The 11,776-nt window shown below is 58.7% G+C and carries 14 protein-coding genes; 4 read left to right on the forward strand and 10 right to left on the reverse strand.

The annotated features are described in order from the left end of the window. Positions 1-219: 219 nt before the first annotated feature. The 7 genes from ENTHG_RS04580 to ENTHG_RS04610 form a co-directional block, all read right to left on the reverse strand. On the reverse strand, positions 220-789 hold the full coding sequence (locus ENTHG_RS04580) for a nucleotidyltransferase family protein (RefSeq protein WP_044174393.1): 570 nt from the start codon (positions 787-789) through the stop codon (positions 220-222). After that, entirely contained in the window at positions 789-1,667 is an 879-nt protein-coding gene (locus ENTHG_RS04585; RefSeq protein WP_044174404.1) for an XdhC family protein, read from the reverse strand. The genes ENTHG_RS04580 and ENTHG_RS04585 overlap by 1 nt, the downstream gene beginning before the upstream one ends. A gap of 106 nt (positions 1,668-1,773) precedes the next feature. Then, the gene (gene paoC, locus ENTHG_RS04590) at positions 1,774-3,972 is read right to left on the reverse strand and encodes an aldehyde oxidoreductase molybdenum-binding subunit PaoC (RefSeq protein ID WP_044174417.1); all 2,199 of its coding nucleotides are present in this window, start codon (positions 3,970-3,972) and stop codon (positions 1,774-1,776) included. A 2-nt stretch (positions 3,973-3,974) separates the two neighbouring features. Continuing rightward, positions 3,975-4,925, reverse strand: a complete 951-nt coding sequence (locus ENTHG_RS04595) for an FAD binding domain-containing protein (RefSeq protein WP_044174429.1) — start codon at positions 4,923-4,925, stop codon at positions 3,975-3,977. Continuing rightward, positions 4,922-5,494: an aldehyde dehydrogenase iron-sulfur subunit PaoA gene (paoA, locus tag ENTHG_RS04600; RefSeq protein ID WP_044174440.1), complete on the reverse strand. Its 573-nt coding sequence runs from the start codon at positions 5,492-5,494 to the stop codon at positions 4,922-4,924. Before paoA ends, ENTHG_RS04595 begins: the two co-directional genes overlap by 4 nt. Positions 5,495-5,665: 171 nt before the next feature. After that, on the reverse strand, positions 5,666-6,397 hold the full coding sequence (locus ENTHG_RS04605) for a MerR family transcriptional regulator (RefSeq protein ID WP_044174449.1): 732 nt from the start codon (positions 6,395-6,397) through the stop codon (positions 5,666-5,668). Between the two features lie 184 nt (positions 6,398-6,581). After that, positions 6,582-7,802, reverse strand: a complete 1,221-nt coding sequence (locus ENTHG_RS04610) for a diguanylate phosphodiesterase (RefSeq protein ID WP_044174462.1) — start codon at positions 7,800-7,802, stop codon at positions 6,582-6,584. A gap of 380 nt (positions 7,803-8,182) precedes the next feature. Between ENTHG_RS04610 and ycgZ the strand changes: the two genes are divergently transcribed. The 4 genes from ycgZ (at position 8,183) to ENTHG_RS04630 (ending at position 10,128) form a co-directional block, all read left to right on the forward strand. Continuing rightward, entirely contained in the window at positions 8,183-8,422 is a 240-nt protein-coding gene (ycgZ, locus tag ENTHG_RS04615) for a regulatory protein YcgZ (RefSeq protein WP_044174473.1), read from the forward strand. Between the two features lie 146 nt (positions 8,423-8,568). Then, positions 8,569-8,880: a hypothetical protein gene (locus ENTHG_RS04620; protein ID WP_044174483.1), complete on the forward strand. Its 312-nt coding sequence runs from the start codon at positions 8,569-8,571 to the stop codon at positions 8,878-8,880. Positions 8,881-8,910: 30 nt separating this feature from the next. Beyond that, positions 8,911-9,189, forward strand: a complete 279-nt coding sequence (locus ENTHG_RS04625; protein WP_044174497.1) for a biofilm development regulator YmgB/AriR family protein — start codon at positions 8,911-8,913, stop codon at positions 9,187-9,189. 192 nt (positions 9,190-9,381) lie between these two features. Then, the gene (locus ENTHG_RS04630) at positions 9,382-10,128 is read left to right on the forward strand and encodes a phage antirepressor KilAC domain-containing protein (RefSeq protein ID WP_044174510.1); all 747 of its coding nucleotides are present in this window, start codon (positions 9,382-9,384) and stop codon (positions 10,126-10,128) included. 6 nt (positions 10,129-10,134) lie between these two features. Here the strand turns inward: ENTHG_RS04630 and ENTHG_RS04635 are convergent, their stop codons facing one another. The 3 genes from ENTHG_RS04635 to ENTHG_RS04645 form a co-directional block, all read right to left on the reverse strand. After that, positions 10,135-10,890, reverse strand: coding sequence for a hypothetical protein (locus ENTHG_RS04635; RefSeq protein ID WP_044174521.1), 756 nt, complete (start codon positions 10,888-10,890; stop codon positions 10,135-10,137). Further along, positions 10,891-11,088: a hypothetical protein gene (locus ENTHG_RS04640; protein ID WP_044174532.1), complete on the reverse strand. Its 198-nt coding sequence runs from the start codon at positions 11,086-11,088 to the stop codon at positions 10,891-10,893. It lies immediately after the preceding gene. 75 nt (positions 11,089-11,163) lie between these two features. Continuing rightward, the coding region (locus ENTHG_RS04645; protein ID WP_044174543.1) for a cation:proton antiporter domain-containing protein at positions 11,164-11,776 on the reverse strand (613 nt) is incomplete at its 5' end.

Here is an 11,776-nt window from a genome sequence, read left to right on the forward strand (position 1 = left end):
ATGGCGATGGATAAACAATGCCAGACGACGCAACCAGCAGCGGCTGCGTGAACTCTCCTGCGCGCAGCCGGAGATGACCCTGTTTTGCAGCCATGACGCCCGTGAGCTACAACAGCTTACCGGGACGCAGGATAGCGGCGGTAATTACCGCGTTTAGTTACAACATACTTTTGATGGCGGCGACCGTGACGGCGGTTGCCATCAGCCGCGGTGCCCCTGTCAGGCTTGTGATGGGGGATTTGCCTTTAGCAGGGTGGCAGCCCGGCGCAGGTCGGCCGGGGTATCCACGTCGCAGGTAATGCCTGCATCCTCAAGGGCCAGGTCGCGCACGCGCCCCTGGTCACGGGCGGCCTGTACCAGCCCCGCCGCGCCGCTGTCGCCTTTCAGCGCGGCCAGCGCCGCAAAATAGTCCCGGCAAAACCCGACCGGGTGGCCGCGGCGCTCAGCGTAATAAGGCACCACGATCGGCGCTTCCTGTAGCGCCTGCGCCACCGCGCGTAAGGTGCCGCTGCTGATAAGTGGCAGATCCCCCGGCAGAATCAGCCACCCCTGGGCGTTGGGCGTTGCGCTAACGCCCAGCGCGATGGAGTCTCCCATACCCGCCGTACCTCCTGGCGGGCGTACAAGGTGACAGGGAAGTCCGGCGGCGGTCACCGTATCAAGCACATGCTGCAAAACCGGCTTTCCGGCCAGCAGCGCGTCCAGCTTGTGGCTTGCACCGCCGCAGGCACGAAATCGCGTGCCGCTTCCGCCAGCCAGTACGACGACCGTTGGCGCGAATAGCGTCATCAGCCTGTCTCCTGCCGGGCGGCCGCGATGTCAGCCAGAATCGACAGCGCCAGCGACGTGGCGTCGCGGGCTTTTGGAAAAATGCCTACCGGCGCTTTAATACGGGCAATTTGCCCGTCGTCATACCCCTGTTGCCTGAGCATCGCTACCCGCTGCTGGTGGGTGCGATAACTGCCCAGCGCGCCGATATAAAACGGCGACGCGTCCAGCGCAGCCCGTAACAGAGGCGCCTCCTGCAGCAGGTCGTGATAAAGCAGGATCACCGCCGTGTCACGATCGATTTGGCTTTGCGCGTCAGCCGGGCGTGCGCCGTCGCTTATCTCCACCTCAAAGCCCGCCGCCCTGGCGATTCTGGCTGTGACATCAATGGCGACGGTGCGCCCGAACATCACCAGCCGGGGGCAGGGACGAAAAGCAATATCAAACGCCGCATCCTTTGGGCCTGTCTGTCGCTCCCCGTGCAGGCAGGTGAGCGTTTGCCCGGCGCGGGCGTAGCGCAGCGTCGCCCGTTCCCGTCGCGCAATCGCGGACAGCACCGCCTGTAGCGGCTGGAGCGAGCGCAGCGGATGGATAGCGAGGGTGATGCCGCCGCCGCAGGGCAGCACGATATCCATCCACGGCGAGCCCTGACCGTAAATCACCTCCCGGTCCCGCCCCTCCGCTATTGCCGCCAGCGCTTCATGGGCGGCGGCGGCCTCCACGCAGCCGCCGGAGACCACGCCGCACCAGAGGCCGTCTTCCCGCACCGCCATCTGCGCGCCGGGTGGGCGTGCTGAGCCGCCCCGTACCGCGATTAATGTCACCAGCGCCACCGCCAGACCGGCTTCGTATGCCGCGACGGCGAAACGTAATACCGCCAGCGGATCGTCTGTGCGCATCGCTGGGCGAGGGGTTGATACCGTATCATAACGAGAAACGTGTTGTAGCACGGCTGTTTATCCTTAAGGGGAGCGGGGCGGTTAGCGCGCCGCTCCCGGTTCTGCGTTACGCCAGCTCGGGCAGTTGCGCCAGCAGCTTATCGAGGGTAATCGGGTATTCGCGTACCCGCGCGCCGGTGGCGTTATAGATGGCGTTGGCAATGGCGGCCCCGACGCCGCACAGCCCCAGTTCGCCCACCCCTTTGGCTTTCATCGGCGAAGAGACCGGGTCGAGATCGTCAAGGAAAATCACCTCCTGGTCGGGGATATCCGCGTGGACTGGCACTTCATAGCCCACCATATCGTGATTGACGAAAAATCCCTGGCGGGTGTCGACGGCCAGCTCCTCCATTAACGCCGCCCCGGCCCCCATGGTCATTGCGCCGATAACCTGGCTGCGGGCGGTTTTCGGATTGAGGATACGACCCGCCGCGCAGACTGCCAGCATTCGCCGCAGCCGCACTTCTCCGGTCGCGATATCCACCCCGACCTCGACAAAATGGCCGGCAAAAGTGGACTGCTGGAACTGTTTATCCAGGTCGCCGAACTCGATGCTGTCTTCCGCGGTCAGCGTGCCGTCACGGGCCGCGTCGCCAAGTGCGACGGTGCGCCCCTGCGCTATCACCTTGCCGTCGCTGAACTCCGCCGTGTCGGCATCGAGGCCCAGCTTTTTCGTGACGGCGTCACGGAGTTTAACGCAGGCGGCGTAAACGCCAGCGGTAGAGGTGTTAGCGCCCCACTGGCCGCCGGAACCGGCGGAGACCGGAAAGTCCGAGTCGCCAAGCCGCACCACCACCTGCTCCAGCGGCACGCCCATCATCTCCGCAGCCGTCTGGCCGATAATGGTATAGCTGCCGGTGCCGATATCGGTCATATCGGTCTCAACCGTTACTACGCCGTTGGCGTCCAGATGTACCCTGGCGGCAGACTCGCTGACGATATTGTTACGAAACCCGGCGGCAACGCCCATTCCCACCAGCCAGCGGCCATCGCGCACCTGCGCGGGTGTCGCACAGCGCCGGGACCAGCCGAATCGCTCGGCGCCCTGGCGCATACAGGCCACAAACTGGCGGCGGGAGAAGAAGCGTTCCCGGTTGGTCGGGTCAACCTGCGTGTCGTTAAGGATGCGGAACTCTACCGGATCGATGCCTGCTTTTTCCGCGATTTCGTCAATGGCAATCTCCAGCGCCAGCATACCGGCTGCTTCGCCCGGCGCGCGCATGGCGTTCCCCTCCGGCAGGTCCAGCTCCGCCAGCCGTAGCCCGGTAAGGCGGTTGGCCCCGGCATAAAGGTAGTTGGTCTGCTGTACCGCCGTCTCCGGCGTGCCGCCGGGAAGGTTGCCAGACCAGCTTTCATGGGCAATCGCGGTGATGCGGCCCTGCCTGTCGGTACCGATACGAATATGCTGAATAGTCGCGGGACGGTGGGTGGTGTTATTGGCGACCAGCGGCCGTTGCAGCATCACTTTAACCGGCCGTTGTATCGCCCGCGCGCCCAGCGCCGCGAGCAGCGCGTCGGCACGTAAAAAGAGTTTGCTGCCGAAGCCGCCGCCGATGTAAGGCGAGTAGACGCGCACGTTTTCTTTATCGATCTGTAACGTGGCGGCCAGCTCTTTGCGACACCAGGCAATCATCTGGTTTGAGGTCCAGAGGGTGAGCTTTTCCCCCTCCCAGGCCGCCATCGACGCATGGGGTTCCATCGCAATATGGCTCTGATCCGGGGTGGTGTAGGTCGCGTCCAGCTGAACCTCGGCGGCGGCAAAGGCCGTGGCGAAATCACCGGTTACGCTGTCTGGCGTATCCTCCGGCGGCGTGGTGACGTGCGGTTTAGCGGCGGCCAGCGAATAATCGCCCGCTTCACGACGGTAGGCCACCCTGACCAGTCCCGCCGCCGCCCGCGCCTGCTCAAACGTCTGGGCAACCACCAGCGCGATCGCCTGGTGATAATGTTCAATGGTCGGGCCGCCCAGCAGGGTGGCGGTGTTCATTTCACCCTTGCCCAGCGGGCCGACATTCTCTGCGGTCAGTATGGTTAAGACCCCAGGAGCCTGGCGGGCGGCGGCAGTGTCGATATTCTCGATGGTGCCCTTGGCGATCCCCGCGCCAATCACAAAGCCATAGGCCACGTTTTCCACTTCCTGGTGCCACTCATAGGCGTAGGTGGCGGTGCCGGTGGTTTTCAGCGGCCCGTCAATACGATCGCGGGGCTGGCTGACGACCTTCTGGCGATCGATAGGATTGTCGCTGGCTGGTTTATTAAATTTCATGGTTATGCCCTCGCTTGCGCCAGTACCGAGGCGAGCGTGCGCTCCGCCAGAAGAAGTTTGTAGCGGTTATCCGCCGTGGGATGCGCGTCGGCGAACAGGCGGGCGCAGACGGCACGCGCGCCGTTGATAAGCTCAGCATCCGCCTCGTCGCGCCGCCAGGGCTGATGGGCAACCCCGCCCAGCGCCACCTTGCCGCTGCCGTCCGGCTGGATAACGGCTGCCACCGACACCAGGGCGAAGGCGTAGGAGGCGCGATCGCGGACCTTCTGGTAGATATGGGTGCCTCCCTGCGGCGGCGGCAGGGTGACGGCGACAATCAGTTCGCCTTCCGCTAACACCGTCTCCAGGTGCGGGGTATCGCCCGGCTGACGCCAGAACTCCGCGATGGGAATTTTTCGCGCCTGCCCCTGGGCATCGATCGTTTCAATGGTCGCATCCAGCACTCGCATCGCCACCGCCATATCGCTGGGGTGAGTGGCGATACAGGCGTCGCTGCCGCCGACCACCGCATGCTGACGGCTGTATCCGTGCAGGGCAGCGCAGCCGCTGCCGGGGGTGCGTTTATTACAGGGCTGGTCGGTGTCGTAAAAATAGGGGCAGCGGGTACGCTGTAGCAGGTTGCCCGCGGTGGTGGCCCGGTTGCGCAGTTGCCCGGAGGCCCCTGCCAGCAGCGCGCGAGAGAGCACGGCATAATCCCGGCGCACCCGTTCATCGGCGGCAAGATCGGTGTTACGCACCAGCGCCCCGATACGCAGGCCGCCATCGGCGAGAGGCTCGATTTTATCGAGCGCCAGGCCATTCACGTCAATCAGATGGGCTGGCGTCTCTATCTCCAGCTTCATTAAGTCGAGCAGATTGGTGCCCCCGGCGATAAACCGGGCGTCCGGCCTTGCGGCGGCAAGGGTCGCCGCCTCGGAGGGGCTGCTGGCGCGCGCATAGGTGAAGGTTTTCATTCTTTGGCCTCCCCGGCGACATCGCTGATGGCGGCAAGAATATTGTTGTAAGCGCCGCAGCGACAGATATTGCCGCTCATACGCTCACGCACTTCATCCGGGGTGAAGCCCGGCGGAGCGAGAAGATCGTCGGTGACGTAGCTGGGGATGCCCGCGCCAATCTCCTCCAGCATGGCCACGGAGGAGCAAATCTGACCGGGGGTACAGTAACCGCACTGAAAACCGTCGTGTTTGACAAAGGCGGCCTGCATGGGGTGAAGGTTATCCGGCGTACCGAGCCCTTCAATGGTGGTGATCTCATCATCCTGGTGCATGACGGCGAGCGTCAGGCAGGCGTTGATTCTGCGGCCGTTGACCAGAGTGGTGCAAGCGCCGCACTGGCCGTGATCGCACCCTTTTTTACTGCCGGTAAGGTGCAAATGCTCGCGCAACGCGTCAAGCAGCGTGGTGCGGGTATCGAGATTCAGTTCGTGGGTTTCGCCGTTGACCTGTAACCGTACGTGCGCCATTTCGGGCGCGGCGGCAGGCGACTCGCTTATTGGGTTCGCACTATTGCTCTGACTGCACATGACAAGCCTCCAGTAACTACTGTCGAAAAGAGAGAGTGCGCATTTTGCCGTTCCCTGGGGCGCGCTTTTAATTGACAGTATTAAGCGTAGTAGGCTTTGCGCCGAACGTGACCGGCACGGCGGCAGATGCAACAAAGGGTTAAAGGGGAGAGGGGGACACCAGGCGCGATATTAAGCCTGGTGAAGGAAGACGGCAAAACCCTGCTGGTGCCAGTGCGACAGCTGTTCCTGCTGGCTGTGAGTGAGTGCTTTTCCAGACCATAAAAAGAAATGCTGGCCCGGGAAGAGTTCAGGACGCGGGGATTCGAGCGGCTCCGCCAGCACATCGATATGCCAGCCGCGTTCGGCCAGCCGCCAGGCTTCCAGCCACAGCCGGGTACGATCCTGATTGCCCCATCCCGCCAGCAACGCCTCTTTTGTGCTGTTCTGACGTATCCCGGCAATACGTAAGACTGCGTAATCAATCAGCACGCCATCCAGCAGGCTGGCCATCGCGCGGGCGGTGGTCTGATCGAGGCTCATGCGCTGGCGAACCGGCAGTAAAATACGATCGATAAGGATATCCGCGCCGTGCTGATGACCGAGGCGGGTTAAAGCTTCACGAAGACGGTCAGGGCGGGCATGGCGCAGGACTAACATCATCTCTTCCTGCAGGGCGGCCCAGCCGTCAGAGACCGCAAGCTGGCTCTCTTCTAACAGGGCTTTGACTTTACCAACGGGCACGCCGCTGGCCATCCAGCGTTTGATCTCTTCTATGCGCTGGATGTCTTCTTCATCGAACTGGCGGTGTCCACCTTCGCTACGCTGGGGTTTCAGCAGGCCGTAGCGGCGCTGCCAGGCGCGCAGGGTAACGGGGTTGATACCGCATCGTTCGGCGACTTCGCCTATTGTGTAAAAGGCCATGGGGCTCCCTCATCACCAGCCGCTATATCCTTATATAAGGCTAATTAATCATTTCGACTTGTACAAATATTTTTTTATTGTACAACTCATCGCCGTCAGGTCAATAAATTTGGCAAAAAATGACAGGTCAGGAAACTGAACCCGGTAAAAAGGGGCAGCCGCGCAGTGCTGCGCGGCACGCCATTCAGATGTCGTCGCGTTTTTCCGGCCATGAGACGGCGGGAATAGCGGCAAAATCGGGGCGGGCAAAGAGATAGCCCTGGAACTGCGAGATACCCGCGGATTCCAGCCACATCCACTCCTCGGCTTTTTCCACGCCAACGGCAGAAACGGCGATCTCCAGTGAGGTACAGCACTTGATGATGGCCTGGATTATGGCCTGGCGGGAGCCGCTCTTATGCACGTCTTTAATCAGATCGCGGTTTATTTTAATGCGGTCTGGCTGGAACTGCGCCAGCAGCAACAGACCGGCAAAACCCGCGCCGAAGTGGTCGATAGCGACCCGGATACCTGCGCCTTTAAGCAGCTTGACGCCGTGGGTGAACTCTTCCAGCTGGGAGATAACTTCGCTCTCGGTAAATTCGACAATGATCTGCTCGGGAACCAGCCCGTTAGCTTTGATGGCCGACAGCAAGAAGTTAACTGCGTCGGGGATCTTAACCAGCGTCATGGGCAGCAGGTTTATCGACAGGGATTGCCGTCCAAGCTGCAGGGCGCTCGCCATCGCAAAGGCCACGCTTTTGCTTTTAAGGTCCGCCTCGTACATCTCATCGCCGCTCAGCCCTTCAAACCAGATGTTAGCCGGAGCCCCTTCCGGGGTGCGGATAAGCGCTTCCATCGCCACCACCTGACGCGAAAACGGGTCAATAATCGGCTGGAAGGCGAAGCTGCAGGTTGGTGAAATATCGGCAAGGGAATGCTCAGGCTTAACCGCCTTTTCGTCGCTGATAAATTCCCAGCTGTCACCCGATGGGATTTCGAAGTAGTTCTCTTTCTCCCAGTCCTCTACGAAGGTCTGGAAAAATTGCAGCGCCCGGTCATCATAGATTAGCTGGTACTTGGAGGTGCCTTTATCCAGCACCGTTTGCAACACCGCATCCCTGTCGTAATCGCGTAAATCAAAAAGCTCCATGCCTGCCTTACCAAAACGGCGCGAAGGGGCATAGTCGCGCAGCAGTTCCACCACGTTGTAGTGACGGTTGTCTCTACAGATATGGCGATATATGGCGGTGACATTCTCCTCGGGTCCTTCCAGCAGCTGGAAAAAATGGGTGCCGTTAAATAACAGGATACCGGTTACCTCAGCATCGCCATTTTTCGTATTCGCTGCGTTTACCATTTCTTGCAGCACCTGATCTGACACAGATTCACAGATGTGGCTGCGGTAAATGATGGTTGTAAGCATGAGAATTCCAGGAGATGGGTGAATGAACAGCCACCTTAACAGATGCGGCCCGCCGCGTCTTGCTGCGGACGGTTTTTTTCTTTTCAAAGCATTCATATAGCAAATGTTTGTGGGCTTAAAAATGGTCGCTCTTTACGTTTTATGCAGCGCTTAAAACCACCTTGTACAGCTATTTTCTGACCTGTCCCCTGCTGCTTGTACAACGCAGCGCGCCTGTTTTTCTAAAAAAATATTAGCTGTAACTTAATGATATAAATGATTTTTACAAAATTAACTATTAGTTGGCTTAGGATTTTGTACAATTTATATGTACATGCTCTTAAAAGTTGTATAACTTTAATAACACTTTTAGCCATCACAGCAATTCAGAGGAACGAGATATGCGTCAGAACGGCTATACCCCCGATTCGGCAAATGCCATTGCACGTTATTTCAACAGGGCCACTCTGCCGACACAACAGGAAACCTTAGGCCAGATCGTGGTGGAGATTCTGAGCGACGGTCGTAGCCTGAATCGTAAAGCTATTTGCGCAAAACTGCTGCGTCGCCTGGAGACAGCCGCTGACGCAGAAGAAGAGAGCCACTATCACACCCTGATTGGCCTGTTGTTTGATCGTTAAGATCCGACACAATGACGTTGTTGTAAGTCAATCAGACGACGCACCGCTAAGGTATTCGGGTCTGTCCACCCGGCCTGCGGCGCAACGACAATTGACTATATGCCGTCTCTCCCGTGCCGGAGAACACGGCAACCAGAGATGTAGTTATGAATAGTAGTGAAATCGAGCAGCTGACCGATGAACTTATAGGAGAGGCCGTACTGTCGCTCCTTAAAGAAAATGGCCCTATCAGTACTCAGGCGCTTATCAGAAGGCTCAAAGTTATGGAGAGCAAGGAGCCGGATGTTAGACGGCGCGAGATGCTGGTGCGGGTTATTGCTGAAATCAGCAGTAACAACCTGGCGTCTTTGCCGCGAGGCATACCGGGCGAAAGGCCGGAGTGGGACAAGGATACCAGTGATAATGTCTACCCCCTGTTTGGCGAGAGCAAACAATCAGGCGGCAGTAAAAAACATTGACCGATAAGATAATCAACAATGGTATCAATAATGAGCCAAATTATGTTTAACGACACACAGAGCTATACAGGTATTCCCGACTCGGCGCTCTCTGAATATTTTCGTAACGCTGGCGATATGCTGGCGGAAGAGTCAGCGGTACTGGGCGGCGTGATCCGCGATATCCTCGCCACCGGCGGGGTGCTGACCAATAAAGCGATTATCCTTAGCCTGATTCATGTTATCGAGCATACCGATGACGTGGTGAAGAGCGATGTAGTGCGTAAGACACTGGAAATCGTCGTCGACCATACCATGGACGACATTTAACTCTCCGCCCTTGCGGATGAAAAACTGTACCACACCAGGTTTTTTCACCATTTCTTTAACGCCGTATCCGCATGTCGGGTTCGGCGTTTTTGTTTTTAAGCCGCTCAAAAAATCTACTGGATATTTAAACAGGTAGTTGTATACTATTTCTGCAAGTAACCCGGTAATTGTTGTTAGTGAGTGGTGAAACCTATGGTAATTCCTTTTGAAACTCTCAATTCGCAGGAACGGTTGCCTACTATTAGCAGCCGTGAAATCGCAAAATTGACAGGCATAGCCCACAGTGAAGTGAAGCGGATGGTAAAAAGTCTGGAGACGACGCAGCGCCTGTCGCAACCGGTAATGACCAACCTTTACGAGCGTGAAGGGGAGATGCGGCAGGAGTTTCTGCTGAATAAACGGGACTCGCTGCTTACCGTGGCGCGCGTTTCGCCTGGCTTCACGGCAGAGCTGCTGGATCGCTGGAGCGAGCGCGAGCGCAGCATCAGCCTGCCCGACTTTACTAACCCGGCCGCCGCCGCCCATGCCTGGGCCGAGCAGTACGAAAAGCGCCAGCGGGCCGAAGAACAGCTGGCGATCACGCTCCCCAAGGCGGAATTTTTTGACGCCTTTGTGAAGGTTGATGAAGCCCTCGGCTTTCGTCAGCTGTGCAAAATGCTCAAGGCTAAAGAGCCGGAGTTCCGGCAGTTTTTGCTGGAGCGCAACATTATGCACCGTGCCAATGGCGCGCTGATGCCTTCGCAGCACCATATCCAGGCGGGCTATTTTACCGTTCACGGCGGCGTGGGTGAAAACCGGCATACCTGGTCTCAGGCGCGGTTTACGGCGAAAGGCGTTAAGTGGATTGCCAGCCTGTGGGCCGGGCACCTGGCGTCACTCGTACCCCAGGCGCCTCGCCCTGAACGCGGCGAGGCTGCTGCGGGACATAACTGGTTGTAAAAAGCGTCAGGCCTGGGTGCTTTTGTTGATGCCCATCGCCATCACCTGTGCGGGGTGGAATAGCGACAGGCTTTCCACCTGCGACAAAAGCACGACCTTGCGGAAATCGAGCGCGCCGTTAACGTCAATATCATGGGTGTCGTACCAGGCGCTGTAGTTATGCTCGACGTGGAGATCCAGCGTCTTGCGGTCGCGATAGCCGCTCAGCATGGGGATCAGCACGATGTTGTTGGCATCGCCGCTGTCAAAGGTGGCGGTGTGGATCATCCCAATGTAGATACGCTGGGACGTTAGCGTTATCCATGCCAGGTCGCCCTTTTCCATGCACTGGTAAATCAGCCCCTCAACGCCATTGGCGCGGGAGAGATGCTTGTACAGCTCCCGCCGCCCCTGCGTATCCAGCCGGGCGCTGCCTGACCAGTTCGAGCGCCACAGGCAAAAAACCACTGCGAAAGCCAGCATGAACACTACCGGCGCCTGGATACCCAGAAAGCTCCAGTTCATAAAGGTCATGTGCAGGTGATGATATTCCGTCCCGAACATGCCCGGCAGGGCGTTCATTACCACCGACGCCAGCAGCAGGCACAGCCACAAAAAGCCGGTGGCAAGAATGCCCTGCAGGACGAAGACACAGCCATAAAGCGCCACCAGGAAGTAGACATCCCAGCCGAAGCTGCGTTTGAACTTGAAGCGCGTGGTTAAATCGTGAGAGGTGTACCAGTAGCCGCACACCATCAGCACCATAAAGATTGCCGTTCCCATCTAAGCCCTCTTTAACGCATCAACGTGGTTTTTAAAATCCTCCTGCACGCGCTGGCAGTGGACGTTAACAGAAGTATTGCCATCCGCGTCGACAACAATGCGTTCGCCATCTTCAATAGCGTCCTCGATCTGGCTGTGGCTCATAACCTGGAGCAGCCGGTCGGGACTGGCGAATAAAGAACGTAACAGTTTTCTCATTTTTTCCTCCCGCACTAAGTATAGAGACCAGATCGGATGCAGGGAGAAAATTGCCGCCTGGCCTGCGCGCCGGGGCTAAGCGCTCTCCTTTTTACGGCGGAACTTAAGTAACGGGGTTACGGTAATGCCGTGGACCAGCACGCTAAGCGTCACAATGGTGATGGCGGTGTCAGTCATCAAATTGACGCTCGCGCCGCTCAGGCCATGAACCCACGCAAAAGCGATATAGTTAAGGCTGCCGATACCGCGGATGCCAAGCCAGCCGAGACTGGCGCGATGCAGCATCGAGGTGCCTGAGCGCCACGAAATAATAAACACCGCCAGCGGACGAATCACCACAAAGATCAGCAGCGCCAGCAGCAGAGCGGCGGCGTTCCAGTGCTGCGCCAGCGTTACCCCCAGCACGATAACCAGCACGGCGGCTAACAGGCGCTCCACCGTATCGCCAAACGAGAGGGCGTCGCCAATCACCAGCCCTACCGACTTGATGGGATTGCGCTCCTCCAGGGCGTGCCGGAGATGGGGGTTGACCTGCATCTCCGCGGGAAGATTGTCGTCTTCTTTTTTATCCGGGTGTCGTTTCTGCACGCTGACTTCGGCGCTGCGCAGGCCGACGCCCGCGGCAAAGGCGGCAAGGAAACCGGAGGCGCTGACCGCCATCGCCAGCGAGAAACTGAGGCAAATCAGC

Origin of the sequence: Phytobacter massiliensis JC163, from assembly GCF_000321045.1 — a bacterium.
GTDB lineage: Bacteria > Pseudomonadota > Gammaproteobacteria > Enterobacterales > Enterobacteriaceae > Phytobacter_A > Phytobacter_A massiliensis.